At 60.6% G+C, this 25,406-nt stretch carries 18 protein-coding genes and 1 pseudogene; 13 read left to right on the forward strand and 6 right to left on the reverse strand.

Annotation, left to right across the window (positions count from 1 at the left end; all coding sequences use genetic code 11):
• Positions 1-21: 21 nt before the first annotated feature.
• A complete protein-coding gene (locus GSQ77_RS00500) occupies positions 22-1,464 on the reverse strand; it encodes an aldehyde dehydrogenase family protein (protein WP_158897948.1) in 1,443 nt (480 codons plus the stop codon).
• A gap of 231 nt (positions 1,465-1,695) precedes the next feature.
• Between GSQ77_RS00500 and GSQ77_RS00505 the strand changes: the two genes are divergently transcribed.
• Positions 1,696-2,460: an IclR family transcriptional regulator gene (locus GSQ77_RS00505; protein ID WP_158897950.1), complete on the forward strand. Its 765-nt coding sequence runs from the start codon at positions 1,696-1,698 to the stop codon at positions 2,458-2,460.
• A gap of 1 nt (position 2,461) precedes the next feature.
• On the opposite strand, the gene GSQ77_RS00510 is transcribed toward GSQ77_RS00505, so the two are convergent.
• Entirely contained in the window at positions 2,462-3,763 is a 1,302-nt protein-coding gene (locus GSQ77_RS00510) for an MFS transporter (RefSeq protein WP_158897951.1), read from the reverse strand.
• Between the two features lie 123 nt (positions 3,764-3,886).
• On the reverse strand, positions 3,887-5,539 hold the full coding sequence (locus tag GSQ77_RS00515) for a GMC family oxidoreductase (RefSeq protein WP_158897953.1): 1,653 nt from the start codon (positions 5,537-5,539) through the stop codon (positions 3,887-3,889).
• Between the two features lie 150 nt (positions 5,540-5,689).
• Between GSQ77_RS00515 and GSQ77_RS00520 the strand changes: the two genes are divergently transcribed.
• A complete protein-coding gene (locus GSQ77_RS00520; RefSeq protein WP_158897955.1) occupies positions 5,690-6,523 on the forward strand; it encodes an IclR family transcriptional regulator in 834 nt (277 codons plus the stop codon).
• A 113-nt stretch (positions 6,524-6,636) separates the two neighbouring features.
• On the opposite strand, the gene xsc is transcribed toward GSQ77_RS00520, so the two are convergent.
• Entirely contained in the window at positions 6,637-8,424 is a 1,788-nt protein-coding gene (gene xsc, locus GSQ77_RS00525; protein ID WP_158897957.1) for a sulfoacetaldehyde acetyltransferase, read from the reverse strand.
• A 391-nt stretch (positions 8,425-8,815) separates the two neighbouring features.
• Here xsc and GSQ77_RS00530 point away from each other — a divergent pair, with 391 nt between their 5' ends.
• The 11 genes and pseudogenes from GSQ77_RS00530 to GSQ77_RS00580 all read left to right on the forward strand — a co-directional run bounded on the left by GSQ77_RS00530 (position 8,816) and on the right by GSQ77_RS00580 (position 20,201).
• A complete protein-coding gene (locus GSQ77_RS00530; protein ID WP_158897959.1) occupies positions 8,816-9,568 on the forward strand; it encodes an IclR family transcriptional regulator in 753 nt (250 codons plus the stop codon).
• 96 nt (positions 9,569-9,664) lie between these two features.
• Positions 9,665-10,621 carry a bifunctional enoyl-CoA hydratase/phosphate acetyltransferase gene (locus tag GSQ77_RS00535; RefSeq protein ID WP_158897961.1) on the forward strand — a complete coding sequence of 319 codons (957 nt, stop codon included), beginning with the start codon at positions 9,665-9,667 and terminating at the stop codon, positions 10,619-10,621.
• 210 nt (positions 10,622-10,831) lie between these two features.
• Positions 10,832-11,418, forward strand: a pseudogene (locus tag GSQ77_RS00540) (YceI family protein).
• A 462-nt stretch (positions 11,419-11,880) separates the two neighbouring features.
• Entirely contained in the window at positions 11,881-12,696 is an 816-nt protein-coding gene (locus GSQ77_RS00545; RefSeq protein ID WP_158897963.1) for an IclR family transcriptional regulator, read from the forward strand.
• Between the two features lie 26 nt (positions 12,697-12,722).
• Positions 12,723-13,877 (forward strand): acyl-CoA dehydrogenase family protein, encoded by a 1,155-nt coding sequence (locus GSQ77_RS00550; RefSeq protein WP_158897965.1) that lies wholly within the window; start codon positions 12,723-12,725, stop codon positions 13,875-13,877.
• On the forward strand, positions 13,877-15,625 hold the full coding sequence (locus tag GSQ77_RS00555) for a class I adenylate-forming enzyme family protein (protein ID WP_158897967.1): 1,749 nt from the start codon (positions 13,877-13,879) through the stop codon (positions 15,623-15,625). The genes GSQ77_RS00550 and GSQ77_RS00555 overlap by 1 nt, the downstream gene beginning before the upstream one ends.
• Before the next feature lie 45 nt (positions 15,626-15,670).
• Positions 15,671-16,849 carry an ABC transporter substrate-binding protein gene (locus GSQ77_RS00560; RefSeq protein ID WP_158897969.1) on the forward strand — a complete coding sequence of 393 codons (1,179 nt, stop codon included), beginning with the start codon at positions 15,671-15,673 and terminating at the stop codon, positions 16,847-16,849.
• Between the two features lie 6 nt (positions 16,850-16,855).
• On the forward strand, positions 16,856-17,728 hold the full coding sequence (locus GSQ77_RS00565; RefSeq protein WP_158897971.1) for a branched-chain amino acid ABC transporter permease: 873 nt from the start codon (positions 16,856-16,858) through the stop codon (positions 17,726-17,728).
• On the forward strand, positions 17,725-18,681 hold the full coding sequence (locus GSQ77_RS00570; protein ID WP_158897973.1) for a branched-chain amino acid ABC transporter permease: 957 nt from the start codon (positions 17,725-17,727) through the stop codon (positions 18,679-18,681). The genes GSQ77_RS00565 and GSQ77_RS00570 overlap by 4 nt, the downstream gene beginning before the upstream one ends.
• A gap of 64 nt (positions 18,682-18,745) precedes the next feature.
• A complete protein-coding gene (locus GSQ77_RS00575) occupies positions 18,746-19,507 on the forward strand; it encodes an ABC transporter ATP-binding protein (RefSeq protein ID WP_158898370.1) in 762 nt (253 codons plus the stop codon).
• On the forward strand, positions 19,500-20,201 hold the full coding sequence (locus GSQ77_RS00580; protein ID WP_158897975.1) for an ABC transporter ATP-binding protein: 702 nt from the start codon (positions 19,500-19,502) through the stop codon (positions 20,199-20,201). Before GSQ77_RS00575 ends, GSQ77_RS00580 begins: the two co-directional genes overlap by 8 nt.
• Before the next feature lie 46 nt (positions 20,202-20,247).
• On the opposite strand, the gene GSQ77_RS00585 is transcribed toward GSQ77_RS00580, so the two are convergent.
• Complete coding sequence (locus GSQ77_RS00585) at positions 20,248-24,636, reverse strand: EAL domain-containing protein (protein ID WP_158897977.1); 4,389 nt, start codon at positions 24,634-24,636, stop codon at positions 20,248-20,250.
• 338 nt (positions 24,637-24,974) lie between these two features.
• Positions 24,975-25,220, reverse strand: a complete 246-nt coding sequence (locus GSQ77_RS00590) for a hypothetical protein (protein ID WP_158897979.1) — start codon at positions 25,218-25,220, stop codon at positions 24,975-24,977.
• Positions 25,221-25,406 lie beyond the last annotated feature (186 nt).

Consider the following 25,406-nt stretch of genomic DNA (forward strand, 5'->3'; position numbering starts at 1 on the left):
GAGGAGGAAGGGAGCGCGAATTCATCGTCCGAACCTTTCGAAAAAAGTGCCGAGCAGGGCGTCGGCGTCGGGCACGGATTCCTTGATAGGGAATGCCACGCGCGTGATGTTCAGGTAGTGGCGAAAATTCAAGTTGCTGGAAAAATTGTTGCCGCCCCATGTGCCGCAGCCCATCGAAAGCGAAAACGGCAGGCCGTTATCGAAGTTGCCGCCTGTTGCGAGGCAGTGAGCTTGATTGACGATCACACGGGCAACCGGCAGCGTTCGTCCGAGCCGCTCGGCCCGAGCGGTGTCGGTGGAATGGAGTCCGACAGAGTGGCCGGCGCCCATGTAGCCATAGATCTCGCGCACGATATCCGCTGCATGGTCGAAGTCGCGTGCGCGGTACACGGCTAATACAGGCGAGAGCTTCTCGCCGGAGAACGGATGCTCAGTGCCGAAGCCCGACTCTTCGACCATCAGAAATTTCGGTTCGTGAGCGGCAATATCGTCCAGGCCTGCAATCTTTGCGATGCTTGTCGCATTACGCCCGGTGCAGGTTTGCGACAGCCGGCCCTCAGGCCACATCACGTCCTGCAGATGCTTCTTTTGCGATGCGTCTAGCATCACACCACCGCAATCGGCCAAGGCGGCCAGCATCGCGTCATAAACGCAGGCCTCGATCACCACGCTATTTTCCGACGAGCAACTGGTGGCATTGTCGAAGGTCTTTGAGCGCATGATCTTGTCGGCAGCCGCATGCAAATCTGCCGATGCATCGACGATGGACGCGACATTACCGGCACCTACGCCGAACGCCGGCGTGCCGCTCGTGTAGGCCATGCGTACATTCGCTTGCGACCCGGTTGCGACGATCAAATCCGCTTGTCGCATCAGTTCAGCGGTAGCCGCTTTGCTGACCGGCGCGGGAAGGAGCTGAACCAGATCGACGGGACACTGCGCCTTGCGCAGTTGTTGATGGATGAATCCCACTAGCAACGCGGCAGCGGTATAGCCTTTAGGCGAGGGCGCGACGATCACCGCGTTGCCGCACTTCAGGGCGTTGACGATTTTGTTGGCGGGGGTCGCCGCGGGATTGGTCGATGGCGTAATGGCCGCGACCACACCGACGGGACGCGCAATTTCGATCAGCCCGCGCGCCTCATCGCGGGAGATGACGCCGGTTGTTTTCTGGCCCTGTAAATCCCGCAACAATCCGAGCGTCTTGCGAAAATTCTTGCGAAATTTGTCATCGACGTTGCCCAGGCCGGTGTCGTGTACGGAGAGTTCGGCAAGCTGGCGGTTTCGGTCTGGCTCCATGATGGCCCAGGCCGCCGCATCGGCCGCGGCGTCGAGCGTCGCCTGTCCGCTTTGCGCGAAGACTTGCTGCGCCACGCGCGCGCGCGCCATCAACGCACTCACCGCATCACGGGTCTCGCTATCGTTAGCGCCCTTGGCTTCGCTTTCTTTTTGTCGTGCATTCATTCCTGACCCCGTCCTGAGAAAACTGGTATGAACTTAAATCTAGTCAAGACACCGAAGCAAGAAGTCCCGTTTTCTCAAGATTCGTTTCCAGCCACGTAAAAAGAATCGAAAAGTGCAATTTCCGGGACTCCTGAAAGTCCCGAAAAGCGATAATATCGATGCAACAGTCGAAAAAGAAGCCAACGCACCAACGCGATTGGTTCATTCGAAGAACGACAGTCTGGAGACGACATGTCGACATCAAACCAGTCCAATGCGGCGGCAGTTCGCGCATTTCGGGTCCTTGAAATTCTTGCCGCGGCCGGCCGGCCGCTTTCGCTGACCGACCTCGTCGACTCAATCGAATTGCCCAAGCAGACGGTGCACCGCATCCTTGCACAATTGATGAATGCTTGGCTCGTTACGCGCGGCGCGGGTGACAAGCTATACGAATGCTCGCCGCGCGTGCGTACGCTCGCGGTCAACGTTTTGATGCATGCCGGTCCTGCTGCGGCGCGTCATGCGCTGCTTGAGGAGTTGGTCAAGAAGATCGGTGAAACCTGCAATCTGACCATGCTCTCGGGCAACGACGTGATCTACGTCGATCGCGTCGAAACCGATTGGCCACTGCGCGTGCATCTGCAACCGGGTTCGCATGTGCCGCTGCATTGTTCGGCGAGCGGCAAACTGCTGCTGAGCTTTTTGCCCAAGCAGCAGCGCGAACGCATGATCGACTCCTTACCGCTGCGCGCTTATTCGGAATCGACGATCACCAGTCGTGAATCGCTGCGCGACGAACTGAAGCAGACCCGCAAACGCATGCTCGCGATCAACGACCAGGAGCACTTGCAAGGGCTAATAGCGATTGCAGTACCCGTGATGCTGAACCGCAATCGCGCCTGTGCCGCGATCGCTGTACAGGCGCCGGTCGGTCGGGTCGTTCTCGATGATCTACTGAGTTTCGTCCCCGATTTGCGGCACGCGGCCGAGCTGACCGCACAGACATTCAGGACCTGATTTACACGGTGGCCACGGTATTGAACGTTGCCGATCGTCGCTCCAGTATTCGCGCCGACCACGCCGAAACCGCCGCGGAAAATATCACGTATGCGCACACCAGCCAGGGGCTGCCACCATTCATCCGAAGCAGGGCGGTGGCGATGATGGGCGTAAGGCCGCTGGCGAATATGCCGGAGAACTGATAGACGAACGAGATGCCGGTATAGCGCACACTGGCGTCGAACAACTCTGCGAATAGTGCGGCTTCAGGTCCGTACACCATCGCGTAGAAAATACCGAACGGGATCACCATCGCGAGCCAGATCATGAAGGTATTCCCCACCTGGTTTTCCATCAACCAAAAAGAAGGCAGCACCGACAAGCCACACACAATCGATCCCCAGCGGTACATGCGGGCCCGCCCCACGATGTCCGACAGCCGGCCGAACACCGGAATAAAGAAACACATCACGATCGCCGAGATCATCACGCCGAGCAGAGCGTCGGTGCGACTCATCGCGATGCGTTGCGTCAGGTAGCCGATCGCGAATACCGCGAAAATATTGAAGAAAACGCCATCGATGTAGCGCGCGCCCATACCCAGCAATATGGTGCTGCGATAGCGAGTGATCATATCGACGAACGGCATCTTCACGTCCTTGCGGGCACGCTTGAGCGCGAGAAACTCGGGCGTTTCCATGACCTTGAGTCGAATATACAAGCCGATGCCGACCAGCAGCAGGGATACCCCGAATGCGACACGCCATCCCCACGCGAAAAAGGCCGTCTCCGACAGTGTGTGCGAGAGCAGCGCGACCACGCCGGACGCAAGGCACAGCCCGATCGACAAGCCAATCTGCGGCAGGCTCGCATAAAGGCCGCGCATATTGGGTGGCGCGTATTCATAGGCCATCAGCACCGCACCGCCCCATTCGCCGCCTAGTCCGATGCCCTGCAGCATGCGCAGGACCAGCAAGAGAATCGGCGCCCAGATGCCGATCTGCGCATAGGTCGGCACGATAGCCACGCCCGCGGTAGCCACGCCCATGATGAGCAGCGTGAATACCAAAGCCGATTTGCGGCCGATACGATCGCCGAAATGTCCGAAGATGATGCCGCCCAGCGGTCGCGTGATGAAGCCGACTGCAAAGGTGCCATAGGCGAGCATGGTCGAGACCAGCGGGTCGCTACCCGGAAAATACAGCTTGTTGAACACAATACCGGCCACAACTCCGTACAGGAAGAAGTCGTACCACTCGACGGTCGCGCCGATCACACTGGCTAGTGCGACGCGACGGACAATGCGGTAATCGATTGTCATAGCTGCTGCTCCGATGGATGCCGCGCGACGTGCGTTGCGCCGCTTGGCAGGTCATGCCCCTCGGTGTCTCCTCCGGGGCGGGTTGGTGAGGTCTATGAGGCCTATGGATATGAGGTCTATGGACTACGCCGGCACCTGAACCTTGGGGCGCACTTGCCGGCTCGCTGTCTCATGCGCGTCCTCGAGGATCATGTCGGACGCTTTGTCCGCAACCATCACGATCGGCACGTTGGTGTTACCGGATACGAGCGTGGGCATGATCGAGCCATCGACCACGCGCAAGCCGCTTACGCCATACACGCGCAGACGCTCATCGACCACGGCCATCGGATCGCTGGCGACTGCCATCTTTGCTGTGCCCGAGGGATGGAAAATGGTCTGCCCGTGCTCGCGGCAAAAGTGCAGCAACTCGGCATCGGTTTGCGCGTGCGCGCCGGGCCGCAACTCCCGTTTCATCAGCGACGCCATCGGCTCGCTCGTGGCGACGCGGCGCGCAAAGCGCACACCCGCTACCGCGGTGCGACGGTCGAGCTCGGTATCGAGGTAATTGGATTGGATGGATGGCGCTACGTTTGCTTGCGACGAGCGTATCTGCACTCTGCCGCGCGACTGCGGACGCAACTGGCAAACCGAATAGGTGCAGCCTGGGAACGCATGGACATCGCCGCCCGCCGTATCTGCCGATAAGGTCGCAAAATGGAACTGGATATCCGGGGTCTTGGCTTCGTCGGGCAACGCGCGACAGAACATGCCGCCTTGGTTGATGCCGACCGCGAGTGGCCCGTCGCGCAGCAGCAACCATTGCAGGCCGATCTTCGCTCGTCCGCTCCAGGAACGTAGTTGGTCGTTCGTCGTGATCGGTTTCGTCACTTCATAGAGCAGCCGGACCTGTAAATGATCTTGCAGATTCTCGCCGACGCCCGGCCGGTTCGCGATCACCGGGATGCCGAATTCGCGTAGCAAAGCCTGCGGCCCTATCCCCGACAACTGCAGCAATTGCGGTGACTGCAAGGCGCCGGCCGCCAGGATGACTTCGCGATGGGCACGGACGTCCACGGTTTCGCCGTGCCGCGCATAGCGTACCCCTACCGCACGCGTGCCCTCGAACACGACACGCGACGCTTGTGCATCGGTTTCGACATGAAGATTGGCACGTCCTCGCGCAGGCTTGAGGAAGGCCACGGCCGTGGAGCAACGCAGCCCGTGCTTGGTGGTCAACTGGTAATAGCCAACGCCTTCCTGGTCGCCCGTATTGAAATCGTCGACGGTGGGCACGCCCAACGAATTCGAGGCCCCGATAAACGCGTCGACCAGTTCGTGGCGCTGCTTGATGGTGGACGCCCATAACGGTCCATCGACGCCGCGCGTGGCCGATGCGCCCAGTTCGTTGTGCTCGATCCGCCGGAAATACGGCAGGCATTCCTCCCAGCTCCAGCCTTGATTTCCGAGCGCGGCCCAGTGGTCGTAATCCTGCTTTTGGCCACGTATATAGATCAGGCCGTTGATCGAGCTTGAACCGCCTAACGTACGGCCTCGCGGCCAATACAGCTTGCGATCCAGCATGTTCGGATCGGGATCCGTATAGAAGCCCCAGTTGTACACCGGATGGAACATTGTCTTGCCATAGCCGATCGGCAAATGGATCCAGGGGGATCTATCGGCGGGCCCGGCTTCCAGCAGGCATACCGAATAACGACCGTTCTGCGTGAGGCGGTTGGCCAATACGCAGCCGGCCGAACCGGCACCGACGATGACATAGTCGAAGCTTTGCACCATGAGGTAGTCTCGCTCCAGAGTCCGTTACAAAAACCGGTATGTTTCGTACAAATATATTCATCGAAATGCCTCGAATCAAGTGAATCCACGCTAGGATGAGCGATGTGAGACGGAAACCGACTTTTTGTTTCACTTTCGCGAGGACAACGAATGGAATTGCTACGCGACTGCGTTGCGGACGAGCGACCGCACGACGAAACCCGGGTACTGCGATCGCTCCTGATACTCGAGCAACTGGCCGTGGCGGGGCAGCCGCATTCGCTGTCGCTGCTGGCTGCCCGCCTGCACATTCCGAAGGCAACGTTGATGCGCCTGATCGAGGCACTCGAACAGCAGGGATACGTGACGCATACGCCGGATTCGCGGGGTGCGGATCGCGGCATTGCGCTTGGGCCCCGCGCGGCGCAATTGGCCTTGCTTACGTTGGCCAACAACGCGTTTACCCGGGGATGCCGCTCCGTATTGCGCGCGCTGGTGGAGCAACTCGGCGAGAGCTGCAATCTCACGGCGTTAGAAGGGGATTCGGTGCTGTATATCGAGCGAGTCGAAACGCACGAGCCGCTGCGGCTGCACATGCAGCCCGGCATGCGCGTGCCCTTGCATTGCACCGCAAGCGGCAAACTGTTTCTTTCGCAGATGGCGCCGGCGGAGCGCAAGCAATTGCTCGCGCGCCTGCCGCTCAAGCGCATGACGCCCAGGACGTTGACAGACACGACGCTGCTCGAAGCCGAGCTCGATCGCTTGGCTGTGCGCGGCATCGGTATCGACAACGAGGAGTTCGTGCGCGGCATGGTGGCCGTTGCGGTGCCGGTGCGAGACGCGCAGGGCGGCGTGTTGGCCTCGCTGGCCGCACATGCGCCTACTGCGCGTGCGAGCTTGCAGGACCTGCTGGAAGCCGTGCCGCGGATCGAGGCTGCGGCAGCCAAACTTGTGCCCTTGTTGAGTCGAAGAGACCTCGATAGGGAGCCGATGAGGAGCCGATGAGGAGTCGCGAACGAGTCGTTAGCGAGTGGCTGATGCGCAATGCAGCGCCGGCTCTCAGCCAGTCGATTGCACAAAGAAAAGCGCGCCCCAATTAAAGGGCGCGCCGACTTCGATCAGACGTAGTCCTTGTACTTCGCAAGTTTGCGCACCGGCATCGACAGCGCATCACGGCGGAACGGATCGCCCAACTCGCGAGTCACCATCATTTCGAGCACGGTCGTCTTGCCTTGCTTTTGTGCTTCACAAGCAGCGGCCAGTGCAGGCCCGACGTCGGACAGTTTTTCGACCACCAGCGCTTCGGCGCCCATCGAACGCGCGATGGCCGCGAAGCTTGGATTCTCAAGGTCGGTGCCGAGGAAGCGGCGGCTGTAGAAGTCCACTTGGTTTTTCTTTTCAGCACCCCACTGCTTGTTATGAAACACCACGGCCGTCGTCGGAATGTTTTCGCGCACGCAGGTGAGGATTTCACCGAAACTCATGCCCCACGCGCCGTCGCCGACATAGGCGACAGCCGGCCGGTCGGGTGCGGCCACCTTCGCGCCGATGACCGCGGGGAACGCGTAGCCGCAATTACCGAAGCTCATCGCAGCCAGCATCGAGCGCGGTTGCTCGAAGCGCAGATAGCTGTTCGACACCGAGCAGATGTTGCCGATATCGGTCGACACCATCGCATTTTTCGGCATCGCCTTTTCCATTTCGCGCAGCATCTGGCGCGGGTGCATTGCGCTGGAGTCGCGGATCACATCGAGGCTATAGGGATCGCGCTCGTGGGTCCATTCGTTGAGTTCGTGCTCCCACGCACTCTTTTGCTTGGCGATTTCCGCGAGGCGCTTGTCGCGGTTCGTGTGACAGGCCAGCTCGCTGCCGCGCAGCTCCTGCGCGAGCGCCAATGCAGACGATTTCGCATCGCCCAAAAGGCCCACCGAAATTTTCTTCACTAGACCGAGCATCTTCGGATCGGCATCGACCTGGATGATTTTCGCATGGGTCGGCCAGTAATCGAGACCATGCTGCGGCAGGGTCCCGAACGGTCCCAGGCGGGTACCGAGTGCGAGCACCACGTCGGCTTGCTGGATCAGTTGCATGCCGGCTTTCGAACCCTGGTAACCGAGCGGACCGCACCACAAGCGATGATTGGCCGGGAACGAATCGTTGTGCAGATAGCTGTTCACCACCGGGGCATCGAGCAATTCAGCGAGGGCGACACACGCATCGACGCCGTCCGACATCACGACGCCGCCGCCGGCGATGATCACCGGAAATTTGGCGCCGGCCAGCAGCGTGGCGGCTTCCTTGAGCGCTTGCGAGCCGCCGGAACCGTTTTCGATGCGGATAGGCTCCGGAATTTCGTATGCGTACTCGCCGTAAAAATAATCACGCGGGATATTCAGTTGGGTCGGGCCGATGTCGAGCATCGCGCGATCGAAGCAGCGCGCGGTGATTTCCGCCATGCGGCGTGGGTTATTCACGTGCCCCTGATACTTGGTGATCTTGGAAAAGATCGGCAACTGCTCGGTTTCCTGGAAGCCACCCAAGCCCATGCCCATCGTGCCGCTTTCCGGCGTGATCATGACAACGGGGCTGTGGGCCCAATAAGCGGCGGCGATCGCCGTCACGAAATTCGTAATGCCTGGGCCGTTTTGCGCCATGCACACCCCGTGACGCCCGCTTACGCGCGAGAAACCATCGGCCATGTGGCCCGCGCCCTGTTCGTGAACCGTCGGGATGTAGCGGATGCCGGCGGCCGGGAAGATGTCCAGCGCGTCCATGCACGCCGATCCCACGATGCCGAACACGTCCGTCACGCCGTTGGCGACCAAGGTCTCGACGAAGGCTTCGGACGGTGTCATGGTCGTGAGGCCTTTGGTGACTTCACGCTTAAGGGGGTCGCGCTTACTCATAGTGTGTCTCCTGCTGAATTGAATGATGGGCGGGCTTGGTGTCGATCGATCTGCAGGATCAACTGCGTCAGCGAGCGGCGTGGTGGAACAAAACGTTCTGTTTATTGATTTTATGAAGTTTATTTCATGGAAATCAAAATCGCAAATCATTTTTCAGTACGTTTTGTTGACTTTTTTGTTTGTGTATCCCATAGTGGGTTGCATGGACAGCAATGAACTTCAGTCGATAAGTAGCTCGGAACCCAACGAAACGGTGTCTTCGGGGGCGGGAGAAGCGCTGTTAGAGCGTTCCGAAAAACGGAACGAATCGGTCCGTCCTCGCTTGTTGCAAAATGGGCCGACCCTGAGTGTCCGGTACAATGAGAGCGATCCATTTTCCGGAACGGCTGATATGACTAAAGCAGACACACCTACGCTGCGCGCGTTTGCGTTGCTCGAACACCTTGTCCAGGCAGAAGGCCCGGTATCGTTGGCCGACATCGTTCATGAATTCGCGGCGCCCAAGGCGTCGCTGCACCGAATGCTGGCTTCGCTCGAAGCCGGCGGCTTGGTCATACGCGAGCCCGGGCAAAAAAATGCTTACGTGATTGGCCCGCGCCTGGCGCAACTGGGTTTGGGCGTCGTCATGCATTCCGGTGCGCGGCGTACGCGCCATGCAATGCTGTCTCGGCTGGTGGGCGATCTCGGCGAGACCTGCAACCTGACCATGTTGCACGAGACCGAAGTGCTGTATCTCGACCGGGTCGAAGCACCTTGGCCGCTGCGGCTCGACCTCAAACCCGGTTCGCACGTTCCGGCTTACTGCAGCGCGAGCGGCAAGCTGCTGCTCGCCATGCTGCCGCGTGATCAGCGCACGTCGCTCACGCGTGCGCTCAAGCTTGAGCACTACACGCCCAACACGATTACCGACCCCGAACTGCTGCAGGCCGAACTCGACCGCACGGCCCACAAGCGCGTCGGTATCGACAACGAAGAATTTTTCGCGGGCATCGTCTGTGTTGCTGCCCCCGTTGTCGACGAACGCAACGTTTGCATTGCGGCGATCGCAGTGCATGCCCCGGTTTCGCGCGTTCCGTTGTCGCGCGCGCTGGAATTCGTGCCGCGTCTTCAGGAAGCGTCGCGGGAGATTGCCAAGACGTTCTGACGCGCATGCCCCTGCCTTCGGTCCCTTGGGTGCGCGCCGACGGACGACTATCGAATAACCGGGGCGACCCGGCATAAGAATAGGGCGGGAGAAGACATGTCGCACGCGTACCTCTATTTGAATCAGCTGATCGATCGCGCCACCCGTCAAGCGGATCAAGCGCTGGCGGTGGTCTATCCGTGCGAGACGGTGGCCTTGCGCGCGAGCCTGGATGTCGCGCGACGCAATCTCGCCCGCGTGATCCTGGTCGGGCCCGCACCGCGCATCGCGGCGCTCGCCCGGGCGGACGGCGCCGACGAGTTGCTGGACGGGTTGCAGACCTTGTCGCAGGTCGAGATCGTCGATACCCCGGACGACCCTGTCACGGCCGCGCGCGTAGCGGCGGCGCTGGTCGCCGAAGGGCGCGTGCAGATCCTGATGAAGGGCAGCCTGCACACTGACGAACTAATGTCCGTGCTGGTCAGCCGCGAGGCCGGCCTGCGCACCAGCCGCCGCATCTCGCACGCGTTCCTGTTCGATCTTCCCGATGTCGATCGCCCCCTGCTGATGACGGACTGCGTCGTCAACATCGAGCCCGACTTGCTGGTGAAGCGCGACATCGTGCAGAACGCGATCGATCTTGCGCATGCCATCGGCATCGTTCGTCCGCGCGTGGGCATACTCTCGGCGACGGAGTCGATCAACCCGGCGATACGCGGCACCATAGACGCCGCCGCGCTTTGCAAAATGGCCGATCGCGGGCAGATCACCGGTGGCGAGCTTGACGGTCCGCTCGCTTTTGACAATGCCATTTCCGCCGAATGTGCGCGCACCAAGAACATTGCGTCGACAGTGGCGGGAAGCCCCGACATCCTGCTGGTACCCAACCTCGAAACCGGCAACACGTTGTACAAATCGTTCGTTCATTTGGGGCATGCGCAATGCGCGGGTCTTGTGCTCGGTACGCGTGTGCCGGTCGTGCTGACGAGCCGTGCCGACTCGGAATTCTCCCGGCTCGCCTCGGTCGCGCTTGGCGTGGTGGTGGCGCGGCATGCTCAAGCGATACCGGCTTGATGATGAGAGTCGACCAGTGATCAGGTAGCCCCACGGCCCCGAGGGTAACTCCTATATAAAAGTAATTTCAAAAGACTATAGTTCCCCTATTTAGCGCTATGTGGGGTCCACAAGGTCTACCGCGACAGGGCGCTGCACCGGTACAGCCATCGCGCTGCACGGCTTGCCCCACACGGCTTGAGGTAACGCTTTTATTCACCTGGAGTTCTCATGAAGCAACGTATTCTCGGCCTTGCAGCCGCGGGCGCGATTGCCGCGGGCTTTGCCGTTTGCGCCCATGCTGCCGAAGCGACCTATAACATCGATCCCGCGCACACCTATCCCAGCTTTGAAGCGGATCACTTTGGCATATCGGTATTTCGCGGCAAATTCACCAAGAACAGCGGCGTGGTCAAGCTCGACCGCGAGGCACGCACCGGTTCGATCGACATCAGCATCGACCCGAGCGCAATCGATACCGGCAACTCGGCGCTGACACCAAGTTGAAGAGCGACGCATTCTTCGATGTCGCGAAATATCCGACCGCGAGCTATAAGAGCACGCGAGTGGTCTTCACGGGTGACCAGCCTTCGGAGGTCATCGGCGACCTCACCATGCACGGCGTGACCAGGCCGGTGACACTGAAAATCGTTTCGTTCAAGTGTCATATACACCCAACGCTCAAACGCGAAATATGTGGCGCCGACGCGACCGGCAGTTTCGATCGGGCCGATTTCGGCATGAACTACGGCGCCAACATGGGCTACAAGACCTTGACGAAATTGCAGATTCAAGTGGAAGCCATCAAATCGGAATAGCGGTCAGAAGAGAGGCCGCGGTAGAAGGCCGCAGTAAAGCTCGCGGGAGCAATCGGGTAAAGATAGCGCCTGCGAACGTGAACTCGCGAGAAACCGGAGCGTAACCCTGCGCCCCGGTTTTTTTGCTGGTTCGCTAGGCGAAACGCTCGTTCGCCAACTCGCTCAGATTTCACCCAAATCCCCAGGCTCAAAACATCTCGATGAACTCCAGGTTCGATGGCTCGAAGTCGGCCGAAGAGCAGGAACCCCAACGAGTACAGGGTTTGCACTGATTTTTCCGGCAGAGGCTTGCTGTGCGAGGACACGGTTCTGAACCGGCTACCCCGTGGTCGTCAAAGTGTTTCGCTAGACGAACGGCTAGTCCGAAATCTGTTGACCGTGCCATTTCGCGTCGGCACACTTGGCCTCAAGAACGATGCGCAAGAATCCAGCGCTGCATCGACACCTCGGAGGACGATAGCGATGCAGACAGAGACGGGCCAGCCATTGCAGGCATTCGACGCCGACGATGCGAGCCAAGATCGTCAGTTTGTGAATGCCCTCGCACGCGGGCTCGAAATTCTGCGCTGCTTCCGACCGGGGGAGGTCTACCTGACCAACGCGGAGCTTGCCCGGCGCACGGCGATGCCCAAGCCTACCGTCTCGCGTCTGACCCACACGCTGACCCGGCTCGGTTACCTGAGCTACTCGCGCACGCAGGGCAAATATCAACTGGCGGCCGGTGTGCTGGCCCTCGGGTATTCGCTGCTGTCGAATCTCGACGTGCGCAAGGTGGCGCGCCCTTGGATGCAGGAGCTGGCCGAGTATGCGCAGGCTTCCGTGTCGATCGGGGCGCGTGATCGGCTCAGCATGGTCTATATCGAAACCTGTCGTAGCAACTCGAACGTGACCTTGCGCCTGGACGTGGGTTCGCGCATCCCGATTGGTACGACCGCTATGGGCAAGGCGTTGTTAAGCGCATTGCCGCAAGTCGAGCGCGACTACCTGATGGATCACATCCGCATGCGTGACGAAGAAAAATGGCCGCGCATCAAAGCTGGCATCGAGCAAGGGTTCAAGGATTACCAGGATCATGGCTTTTGCATGGCGGCCGGCGAGTGGCAAAAAGACGTGCATTCGGTGGGCGTGCCATTGGTCGGCGTGGATGGCGAAAAAGTGATGGCGTTCAACTGCGGCGGCCCGGCGTTCCTGCTGTCGCGCGATGCGCTTGAAACCGATCTGAGCCCGGGTCTGGTCAGATTGGTCCGTAAAGTACAAACCAGCCTGGGCCGTGCTTGAGCCTGCCCGGCATCTTAGAGACCCTGATGATTCGCGATCAAGAAACCCTGAACGTCCTGTTGGCCAGCATTTCCCGTTTCGTGCGCGAACGCTTGGTGCCGAATGAGTCGGAAGTGGCCGATACCGACGAGATCCCGGCGAAACTGGTGGCCGAAATGCGTGAGCTCGGATTGTTCGGGCTGTCGATTCCCGAGGCCTACGGCGGCCTGGCGTTGACGATGGAAGAGGAGGCCCTCGTCGCTTTCGAAATTGCTCGCACTTCGCCTGCGTTTCGCTCGCTGATCGGCACCAACAACGGCATCGGTTCGCAGGGGATTGTGATCGACGGGACCGAGGAACAAAAGCAGCGTTACCTGCCGAGGCTGGCCGCCGGAGACATCATCGGCTCGTTCGCGCTGACCGAACCGGGTGCGGGTTCCGATGCGGCGTCGCTGCGCACCAGCGCGGTACGCGACGGCGACGACTACGTATTGAATGGCACCAAGCGCTATATCACCAATGCGCCCGAGGCCAGCATCTTCACGGTCATGGCCAGGACCGACGCGGAAAAGCGGGGTGCCGGCGCGATCTCCGCGTTTATCGTCGAGAAGGGCACGCCTGGTCTGTCGCTGGGCAAGATCGATCGCAAGATGGGGCAGAAGGGCGCACACACCTGCGATGTCATATTCGAAAACTGTCGCGTGCCGGCCGGCAACCTGATCGGCGGGAAAGAAGGTGTGGGTTTCAAAACCGCGATGAAGGTGCTTGATAAAGGCCGCCTGCATATTTCGGCCGTGTGCGTGGGTGCGGCCGAGCGCATGCTCGACGACGCCTTGCGCTACGCGATGGATCGCCAGCAATTCGGCAAGCCGATCTCGGAGTTTCAACTGGTGCAGGCGATGCTGGCAGATTGCCGCACGGAAATTTACGCGGCGCGCTGCATGGTGCTTGATGCGGCGCGACGGCGCGATGCGGGCGAGGACGTGTCGACGGAAGCCTCGTGCTGCAAGTTGTTCGCATCGGAGATGTGCGGACGCGTGGCCGATCGTTGCGTGCAGATCCATGGCGGCGCGGGTTATGTGTCCGAATATGCGATCGAGCGTTTTTACCGCGACGTGCGCTTGTTCCGCATCTATGAAGGGACTTCGCAGATCCAGCAGTTGGTGATCGCGCGCAACATGATCAAGGGAGCCCAAGCCTGATGAGTGCCCAGGCCGAGGCGCTGCTCGCGGCCTTGCCGCGGCGCTTGAGCGACATCCCGCAACGCTGGGCCATGCGTACGCCAGACGCGCCGGCCCTGTGCGAAGGCGCGCTGAGCTGGACCTATCGCGACTTGCATCAGGCGGTTCAAGCGGCGGCTGCCTTGTTGCGCGAACTGCAAGTCAGACCGGGCGACCGGGTCATGATCGTGGGGGAAAACAGCGCATTGCAGGTGGCGTTGATTTTTGCTGCGGGCGCGTGCGATGCGTGGGCGGTGTGCGTGAATGCACGGCTCTCGGCGCGCGAGCTCGACGCGATTCGTGACCATTGCGGCGCGCGGCGCGTGCTTTATACGATAGGCGTCTCGCCCGATGCCGCCGCGCATGCCGAGCGTCACGGCGCGGCGCTCTACGAGGCGCAACCTGCGGTGACGCGTGAGGCCGAAGATACGGTGACGCGCGAGGCCGAAAGTACGGTCGAAGCCGATGCAACTCGCGAAGCGAAATACGTGAGGGGTCTGTTGGGTGCGCTGGCGATCGGAGCGCTTAATTCGGCGGCTGAGGTTGAACCGGTTTCTGCCGAAAACCACGAGCAGGTAGCCGCGCTGATCTATACGACCGGTACCACCGGCACGCCCAAGGGCGTGATGTTGACGCACCGTAATCTGCTGTTTATCGCGCAGATATCGAGCACGCTGCGCAGTCTGGTTGCTGACGATCGCGTCTACGGCGTATTGCCGATCTCGCACGTCTATGGCTTGGCTTCCGTCATGCTGGGTACGCTGAACGCGGGTGCTTGCCTTTATCTGGTGCCGCGCTACACGCCGCACGGTCTGCTCGATGCATTGCGCAACCAGGGCATCACGATGTTGCAGGGCGTACCGGCGATGTACGCGCGTTTGCTTGAATGTCTTAAGGATGTACAAGCGGACGCGCAGGGCGACGCACAAGCGCACAGGCAAGCAGGCGGGCAGTCGGAAGGCCAAGCGCAGGCACAGGCACACGCAGGTCACACGTTTTCGGCACGCTCGCTGCGTTTTATCTATGCAGGTGGCTCGCCGCTCGACCCAACGCTCAAGCGCGAGGTGGAACAATTATTTGGTCAGCCCTTGCACAACGGTTATGGCATGACCGAAAGCTCGCCGACTATCAGTCAGACCCGACGCGAGGCGCCGCGGCATGACACTTCGGTCGGCCCGGCGATTCCCGGCATCGACGTGCGCATCGTCGATTCAGCGCAGCGCGATGTGGTTGCCGGAGAACCTGGCGAGTTGTGGGTGCGCGGCCCGAACGTCATGAAAGGCTATTACCGTGAACCCGTTTTGACCGCACAGGCGTTGTTGCCGGGTGGTTGGCTCAATACCGGCGACATCGCGCAGCAGGCCGACGATGGCGCGCTCTTCATTGTCGGACGTACGAAGGAATTGATTATCCGCTCGGGTTTCAACGTCTATCCGGTGGAAGTGGAGACGGCGCTGAATTCGCATCCGAGCGTGATCCAGTCTGCGGTGGTTGGACGCACGGTGGTCGACGGGAACGAAGAGGTCGTGGCCTTCGTCGAGTTGGACCCGGCACGAGCGGTGGCGATTGACGAATTGCACACCTATCTGGCGAAGATTCTATCGCCGTATAAATGCCCCGCCGAAATCGTTGCGATGCAGGCCTTGCCCGCGGCCGCAACCGGGAAAATTTTGAAAGGACGACTCAAGCAGCAAGCGCAGCAGATGTACGAAGCTCGGCAGCAAGCATAGGAAAGCGAGTCCAAAAAGAGACTCGCACTCACAGGAGACGCAGACATGTTTTCTCGCACCACAAAAAGCGCAATGGCCGCGCTCGCGGTATGGGCCTGCTGGGCAGCAGGTACGACGGCCGCGTGCGCCGACGAATTGAAAGTGGGCGTGGAGATGCCGCTGACCGGCACGCTCGCCCGCGTCGGGTCGGGGATGCAGGAGGGCGTCCAGGTGGCAGTGGACGTATTCAACAAGAACAACCCCAAGCACCAGATCAAGCTCGAGACGATAGACGACGAGTCGTCGCCGGCCAAAGCGATTGCCGCCGTCGAGAAGCTTGCAGCCGATGGCGTGCTCGCAATTACCGGTGGTTACGGTTCGAACAATATCGCGCCAGCTTCCGAGGCCGCCAGCAAGTTGGGGCTCGTGTACGTCACATCGGGCGGTGTCGATGACAGCCTGACCCATCGCGGCCTGAAAACTTTCTTCCGCATCAACAACACAGCCGGCTACCAAAAGGCGCTGGTCGGCCTGATGAGCGACATGGGTGTGAAGTCGGTCTCCATCATCGATTCGACCAAGGAGGCGCCGGCCAATCTGGCGATCGACGTGGAGAAGGTGCTCAGCGCCAAAGGCGTGAAGGTAACGTCTCATTCGTTCGATCCCGCCATTACCGATTTCAAACCCATCATCAACAAGGTCAAGATCCAGGACAAACCGGACGTGATCCTGATGGTCGGTTACGAAAACGACTATGTCGGCATCCTGCGTGCGGCACGCGTGCTCAAGCCCGACGTCAAAGCGATGATAGGGGTGTGGTCGCTGGCGACGCCCAAAATGGCGTCGGATTTTCCGGACCTGATGCCCAACGTGTATGGCACGGCGCTGCTGCCTTTCCCCGCGGAATTCCGCAGCGCCGACGGCCGTGCATTTGCCGATACGTACAAGCGCTTGTTCAACAAGGAACCCGATTATCTGGGGCAGTTCAGCTATGTGCAATCGATGCTGCTGTTTGAAGCGATCGCGCGCGCGGCCGATAAGGGCACGCTCAAACAAAGCGGTGTTGCCGACGAAATGCGCAAGACCGATCGCGACACCCTGATCGGTCGTGTTCAATTCAGCGCCGATGGCGACAACCCCAATTTCACCCAACGCATGGGCCAGCACCAGAGCGGAAAAATCGTGATCGTGTGGCCCAAGGACGCGGCCACCGGCAAGATGAATTTCCCCGGCGTGCCCTGGTAAAAGCGGATGACAGAACTTATTTCCCAAGCGCTATATTCGGGCTTGCTGCAAGGCGGCTCATACGCGCTGATCGCCCTGGGTTTGGCGCTGGTGTTCGGCACGATGAAGGTCATCAACCTGGCGCACGGCGAACTCGTGCTGCTGGCGGCCTACATCGCTTACACCGTCGAATCGAGTTACGGCTTGAATCCGATTTTCGCGATTCCGGTGGCGCTCGTGATCGTCTGCCTGACTTCCGTTGCCGTGTATTTTCTGGTCGGTATGGTGAAGGGGGATCGAGAACTCAATTCGCTGATCCTGACGTATGGCATCGGCATTATGTTGTCCAACGCCATGCTGTTGATCTGGAAGGCCGATGTGCGTTCCAGCAGTTCGAGCTGGTTCCAGGAGGCGTTCGTAGTCGGGCCGCTCTTCAGCATGCGTAGCGAACTGCTATTTTTTGCCATCAGCGTGGTGATACTCGTTGCCCTCTGGTGGTGGCTATCGCGCAGTTGGTATGGGCGCGCGCTGCGAGCGGTATCGAGTAACCGCGACGCGGCCAAGCTGATGGGCATCGCGCCCGCCTACACGGAACTGGTTTCGTTTGTCGTGGCCGGCGTGCTCGCGTCCTTTGCCGGGGTGGCGCTCTACAGCTATGGCGTGATTCAGCCAGCCTACGGCAATGTGCTGACGGTCAAGGCCTTCATCATTACCGTGCTGGCCGGCGTAGGGTCGATTCCCGGCGTGCTGCTTGGCGCCGTTTTGCTCGGCGTGGCGGAAGCGTTGACCGTGACACTGGCCAGTTCGGCGCTACAGGAACTGGTCGGCATGATGCTCTTTTTGCTGGTGCTGTTCGTGATGCCCAGCGGCCTGTTTGGGGCCGTGCGGAGGCGCGGATGAAAACCGGTCAAAACGGCGCGGTGCTGGGTTTGCTGGTGCTAGGCTATGGTGTGGTGCCGATGCTGTGGGGCCATGATCCCTATGTGATGAGTTTGCTGGTGGCCGCGTTGATTATCGGCGGCGTGGCGTTGCCCTGGGCTTTGCTGGGCAATCTCGGCGGCATGGTCAGCTTCGGGCATTCGGCGTTCTTCGGCGTGGGCGCTTATACGTCGGCGATCCTGAGCATGAAGTTCGCCGTGCCTGTGCCGGCAGCAATCGTGTTGGGTGGCGTGGGCGCATGGTTGGCATCGCTCGTCATGTTGCCGGTACTGCGGCTCAAAGGTCCGTATTTCGCTTTGGCCATTCTTGCCTACGCGCGCATCTTCGAAATCATTGCAACGGAATGGAGCAGCCTGACCGGTGGTTCGGGCGGCATTGCCAGTATTCCCACGGTGCCCGCGGCGTTCGGTTTCGATTTCGGCAGCAAGCTGGGAAGTTACCTGTTAATCCTCACCATAGTGTTGTTGTTCGCCTGTGCCTACTGGGCGCTGCGTCGTAGCCACTATGGTGTCGCGTTGCGGGCGATGCGCGAGAGCGAAGACGCCACCCGGGTGGTGGGCGTCAACAGCACTTTGCTAAAGAGCTTGATGCTGTTTGTGTCGGCGTTCATGACGGGTATCGTCGGGGCATTCAATGCGCACTACATCAACTTTCTCGAACCCGATTACGCGTTCAACGGGGTGTGGGTGATGTTGCCCATCGTTGCTGCGATTTTCGGTGGTTATCGCACGATCGTCGGGCCGCTGGTTGGCGCCGTGTTTGTGTATCTGGTCGATCAACTGATCTTCAAAAGTTGGCTTCCATCGGGCCATCAGCTCGTGCTCGGTGCGTTGCTGGTCGCGATGATCATCTTCAGTCCGCGCGGTTTGCTGACGCTGGCGCAGCGACCTTTCGGGAGGGGCCGACATGCTTAAATTGGGAGGCGCCGGACTGCTCAAGTTTGGAGGCGCCAGCGCGCTTGGTTCGGGAAGCCTCAGCATGCTTGAGTCGGGAGGCGCCGGCGTGCTCAATTCAGGAAGCACTAGCACGCTCAAGCTCGAACGCGTGTCGGTGCGATTCGGTGGCCTGAGTGCGCTCAGCGATGTGACGCTGTCGGTCGGCAGTCACGAGGTCGTCGGTTTGGTGGGCCCGAACGGCGCGGGCAAGACGACATTGTTCAATGCGATCTCGGGCTTGGTCAGGCCTACCGGCGGGCGCATTCTGTTCGACGAAATCGATGTGATGCGCACGCCGCTGTATCGGCGCGCGCGGTTGGGGCTAGGCCGGACCTTCCAGATCCCGCAGCCCATGTTTGAGTTGAGTGTGCGCGAGAATCTGCTGGTTGCGCAGCGCTTCGGCACAGGGCAGGTCGATCGTGCCAAGCTGGACGAAATTCTCGACTTTACCGGACTGACCGGCAAGGCCGAGTGCAATGCCGCGACTGAACTCGCACTTACTGAACTCAAGGCGCTGGAGGTGGCGAAGGCCTTGGCCACGCAGCCCAAATTGCTCTTGCTCGACGAAGTGTTGGCCGGCCTGGAAACCCACGGTAAGCGTCGCTTCATGACCATGCTCAAGGATCTGCACACGGCGTTCGCGGTGGGCATACTGATCATCGAACACGACATCGATACGATCAGCACATTGTGCGAGCGCGTCGCCGTGTTGAACTTCGGCAAGCTGATTGCGGACGGCACACCCGCACAAGTCTTTGCCGATCCAGCAGTGATCCAGAGCTATACGGGAGCCGCGCATGCTTGAAATCGACAAGGTGCGCGCGGGCTACGGCGCGATCAACGTGCTGTGGGATGTCTCGCTGCAGATCCAGCCGGGCAAGCTCACCACGCTGATCGGTCCGAACGGCGCCGGCAAGACCACCTTGCTGCGCGCGATCATGGGCTTGGTTCCGGTTACGCAAGGCGAGATCCGTTTGGACGGCCGTTCGCTGGCAGGCACGCCGACCTGGAAGATGGCCGATCACTCGGTCGCGATGATACCGGAAGGCCGGATGATCTTTCGCGATATGAGTGTCGCGGAAAACCTGATCATGGGCGCTTTTGCCAAGCCGCATCGCGCCAAGCTCAAGCACAATCTGGAGCGCGCTTACGCGAGCTTTCCGCGTCTGCGCGAACGCGCCAATCAGATGGCCGGTTCGCTGTCCGGCGGCGAAGCACAGATGCTGGCCATGGCACGCGGGCTGATGTCCGATCCGCAACTTCTGATTATCGATGAGCCTTCATTGGGTCTCGCGCCCGTGATCGTGCACGAGCTGTTCGACATCCTCAAAGAGCTGAAGGCGCAAGGGCGCACCATCGTGCTGGTCGAACAGAATACGCACATGGCGGTGAGCGTCGCCGATCATGTGTATCTGATGCAGGGAGGCCGGGTGATTTTGTCGCAAGCGGCCGGCGAGATCAGTCTTGAACATCTGCATGAGCTGTATTTTGCGCGCTGATTTCCGCACACCACCTCATGCACACCGATTCCGTCAGGCAACGCGATCAGAGCGCTCCGCCCGCGATCCGCTCAGACGGCCCCTGATCGACGGCGTCGAACGTCTCAGGTGGGGCCGGGCGATAGAACAAATAGCCCTGCAACTCTTCGCAACCGTGAGCGCTCAGGTAAATCGCCTGTTCGACCGTTTCGACGCCCTCGGCCACCACGCTGATCTCGAGCGAATGCGCCATCGCGATGATGGTGCGGCAGATCGAGGCATCGGCCGGGTCGGTAGCGAGGTCGCGCACGAATGACCGGTCGATTTTCAGGTGGTCGATCGGGAAACGTTTCAAGTAACTCAAACTCGAATAGCCGGTACCAAAATCGTCGATGGCGATTTTCACGCCGAGTGCCTTAAGCTTCTTCAACACCTCGATAAACGCTTCGGGGTCTTCCATCACCAGCGACTCCGTGATTTCGAGTTCGAGCAAAGCCGGCGCGAGCCCGGTATTCGCCAGACAGCGCTGCACCACCTCGACGAAATTCGTCTTCTCGAATTGCGCTACCGAAACGTTGACCGAAACCGGACATTCGAAACGCCCCGCGGTGACCCACTTTTGGTTTTGTTCGCAGGCCGTGTTGAGCACCCACTCGCCTATTTCGACGATCAAACCGGTTTCTTCGGCAATCGGAATGAATTCGAGCGGCGGGAGCCAGCCTTTTTCGGGGTGCGCCCAGCGCAAGAGCGCTTCGAAGCCGACAATCTCGTGCGACTCGGCGTCGACCCTGGGCTGATAGTGCAATTGGAATTCGTTCTGGTCGATCGCGCGGCGCATTTCCTGTTGCATCGTCAGCAGGCGCGCGTTGCCTACGTCGCGTCGCGGGTCGTAGCGGCGTAATTCCGCGCGCCCCTCGGCCTTGGCCCGATACATCGCAAAATCGGCGTGGCTGACCAGTTTTTCGGCAGAGTCGGCATCATCGGGATAAATCGCCAAGCCGATGCTGGCGCCGATCGAGACTTCCTGTCCGGCGATCATCGCAGGCTGCTTCAGGTCTTGCATGGCCGCCTTGAGGCGGCTTTCGATAATCGATGCATGCGCAACGCGCGGAAACAAGATGACGAATTCGTCGCCGCCAAAGCGGGCCAGCGTTTCGCCTTCCTCGATGTGTTCGCGCAAGCGCTGCGCGACGGTCTTCAACACCTGATCGCCGGCGTCGTGGCCGATGCTGTCGTTGAATACCTTGAAGTGGTCGAGATCGACGAAGGCGACCGCAACGGGCGCCTGAGTCGGCGACGCTGCCAGCATGACCTGCTGCACCCGGTCGAAGAACAAGGCGCGGTTGGGCAGGCCGGTGAGCGCGTCGTAATTGGCGCGCCGGGCCAGCTCTTCCTCATAGCGCATGCGCTCCGACACATCGGTCTGAATCCCGACGTAGTGGGTCAGCACCCCGTTCTCGTCGCGTACCGGCGCAATGCGCAAGCTGTTCCAGAACGCCGAGCCATCCTTGCGATAGTTCTTGAGAATGGTCTGGCCTGGCCGCTGTTCGCGCAAGGCCGCGCGGATTTCCTCAAGAGCGAGTTGATCCGTGTCCGGGCCCTGCAGGAACTGGCAATTGCGCCCTAGCACCTCCGCGGCGGTGTAGCCGGTCATGCATTCGAAGCCCGGGTTCGTGTAGAGGATCGGAAGATTGGGGTGGGTCGCATCCACCATCACGATGCCGTCGAGCGTCGCATCGACCGCATGTTGGCGTAGCCGCAGCGCTTGCTCGGCCCGGTGCCGTTCGGTCACATCCTGGATCACGCCGGAGAAGTGAGTCACCCGGTTGATTTCGTCGAAGGTGGCCGACCCTCGCCCATCGATGTACACGATTTCGCCATCGGGTCGAATGATCCGATAGTGCTGATGAAACGGCGTGAAATTGCGTATGGAATCGAGCCGTTTGGCGGCAACGCGCGCGCGATCGTCCGGATGAATCATCGCGTTGTATTCGGCGCGGCTGATCGTGCGGGAATGCGGCGGCAGGCCGAGGATTTGCAGCGCCAGATGCGAGGCGCTGAACCGGTCGGTTTCGATTTCGTAGCGCCAGTAACCCATGCGCGCAAGCGAATGCGCTTCGAGCAGTCGGTTGCGCGTGGCGACCAGCCGGCGATCGGCGCGGTCGCGCTCGATCACCACTGCCGCCACGCCGCGCAACGCGCGCAACAACTCGCGCTCGGCATCGGTCGGCTCGGTTGCAACCCGGTAGTAGCACGCAAAGGTGCCGACCACCTCGCCATTGGACGCCACCACGGGAGTCGACCAGCAGGCGAGTACGCCGTGGGCCGCGGCAGTTGCCGCGCAACATCGCCAATGCTCGTCGTTGGCAATGTCTTGCGCTACAACTTCGTGCTTGAGGACCACGGCGGCGGCGCATGAACCGCTGGTCATCCCGATCGCCAGGCCATCCAGGGAGTCGCAAAGCGCGGCCGGCAGCGTGGGCGCACTGGCCAGTTGCAGCATTTGCCGCTTGCTGTTGACCAGCATGATTGCCGGCATGATGCGCGGCGCCTGCTGAGTCAGCAGCAGGGCCAACCGGTCGAGAATGGCGTGCAATGGCGCGCCTGAGGCGGACATCTGCAGGATGCGCGCCTCTTCGCTGATAAACGCTTCGCGCAGGACGCGCTCGGTAACGTCGCGCACCACGCTCAGGACGGCCCCCTTACCGAAAGCCGGGTACTGGGACGACTGGACCTCCATATGAAACGTGGAGCCGTCGAGCTTGCGCCCCAGATAGATCAGCGGGGGCGTACGCTTCTGGCTCTTGAGCGCGAACATGCGTTGTTTGAGTACCGGGTGCGCGGACTCATCGAAAAGGCTCATGTACGCCTGGCCGATCAGCTCCTTGGGATCGCGCGCGCCGAACAGATGCGCGCCTGCCCGGTTGATGAATTGCAACACCCCGTCCTGATAGACCTGGACGCTTTCAGGGAACAGGTCTACCAGAGTTGCGTAACGTTCTTCACCGCGGCTGACCTGCGCGACCGCGCCGGCTCTTTCCGCCTCGAGGTGCTTGCGTTCGAGGAACAGCGAGATATTTTCCGCGACCTTCTCGAACAGCGAGATCAACTCCGCGTCGAAGAAATCGTGTTGAGAAAAAGCAGCACACATCGTGCCGATGGCCTTGCCGCGCAACTTGAGCGGGAAGGCTGCCGCAGACCTCAGCCCGGCAGCGAGATACGGTTCTTGCCAGCCGGGAGTGGGGTAAGCGGTATCGACGTGGTCGATCAGGGCGGTTTCGCCTGTCACGGCGGCGCGCACCGAACCGCTGCGTGCCTGCGATAGAGGATCGTCGAGCCGGTAGCGCAAGTTTTTCAGCGTTTCGAGCGGCAAGCCCGCCGAGGCGACCGGCATCAGTTCGACGTCGTTTTCCACCAAGCCTATCCAGGCCATTTTCGCCCCGCCGGTTTCCACGACGATGCGGCAGGTCTTGGCGAACAACTCCACTTGCGTCTCGGCATCGATGATCGCGTGGTTGGTCATGGCGACCACTTCGAAAAAACGCCTCGAGCGCGTCAGCGACTCTTCCAGCGCCACGCGCTCGCTCGCATCGTCCGCCGATAGCAGCCATACGGCGGCGTCGCCGTCATGAGCCCGCTGCAGCCGTGCTTCGACCGGATAGGTCGAGCCGTCGCTGCGCTTGTGCTTGAACATGCCCATCGAGCCGCGCGGCTGGGGTTCGGCCGTTCGACCGTGGCCCGTTGCATCGAAATGGGCGATCCACTCGAGGTAATCCGGGTCGAGCGCCGCGATCGGCAGATTGCGGATCGCTTGTTTGGTATAGCCGAGCGCGTCGCAGGCAGCGCGGTTGGCATAGAGGACCAACAATGACACGCTGTCGATCACCAAGACTTCGCGAGCGGTTTGTTCGACCAGGCTGGCGATCGGCGTGGCAGCCCGGATCGTCTTGATATTTTCAAGCAGGCTGACAACGACGTTGCCAAGCCGCAGTAATGCGCGGCGCTGTTCTTCGGTCAGTTGTCGCGGCGCGACATCCGTTACGCACAAGGTGCCGAGGATCTGTCCGGTGCGGCTGAGCAACGGCGCGCCGGCGTAGAAGCGTAATCGCGGGCTTGCTGTCACGAGCGGGTGATGAACAAAGCGGATATCGGCGAGCGTGTCGGCCACTTCGAATACGTCGGCGCTGAGAACCGTATGGTTACAGAATGCCCCGGTATCGTTGGTATCGACATCGACATCGGCATCGTGTGCGGTGGGAGTCCAGCCGACAGCGGCCAGAACGTCAATGTGGTCGCGATGAACCAGTGACACCAGGCAATTCGGTGTGCTGCAGATCGATGCGGCCAGGGCCGCAATTTCGTAAAACGCCGTGCGATCCACGATCAGCTGTGGCTGATACGTGTCTAGCGTAGCGAGTCGCTCCCCGTCGTGCCGTGCGACGCTAGTGTCTTTCATAGTCCGCCTTGAAGCTCGACGCTGTAAGAGATTTGTAAAACCCTGCGAGGGCGGAGCGTTTCACGATTGTGCTGCGTGCAAGTTAGCACGCCTGCGATGCAGCAATATAAATAGGATAGCGGCGCATTTTCGCAATTTTGTAGTCTGCGTCGCAGAGAATACCAAAAAGGGCGCGATCCTGGCGGAAGGTTCGCCGTAATCGCGTCATCTGTTCAGGACGACCAATTGCCGTGATTTACGGCTTCGACTGATTGCCCACGCGCTGCCCGAAAATTGCCTGAACGGGCTGCCCGGACGTCTCCCATCGACGGCCTAGGCGGCCGAAATCCGGGATGCCGCTAGCGAGCGCCGTCCAGCAAATCACCGAGCAAATTGTCGAACGCCGCTTGGGCGTCCTCCAACTCTTGCAACGCTGCGTCGAACGTTTGCAGGGCGAATTTCGAGGGATGTGCTTCTCCTACCGGCGGGAAATGCGTCTGCAGCGCGGCAAACGCAGTCTGAACGCGTAGCGTCGCCGCCACGATGCGTTCCATTGCCTGAGCCTCTTCCGCACGCCTTTGCGCGGCTTCCGTATTCGCGTCCATCGCTACTCCTCGATTCGTCCAAGCCGTTAGTATGCTTGAAGCGCGTCGGCGTGGCACCCCCCCGAGGCGGGGATTGTGGTGCTTAGGAGCTATGTCTTGACAACGCGTGGCCGCGCAATCGACTCGATTGTGGGAGATAGCGGGGGGACCGCCTTTGGGGCGGTAAATACGGCGTTGGGCTCCGCC

The organism is Burkholderia sp. L27(2015) (assembly GCF_009765705.1).
Classification (GTDB): Bacteria; Pseudomonadota; Gammaproteobacteria; order Burkholderiales; family Burkholderiaceae; genus LMUX01.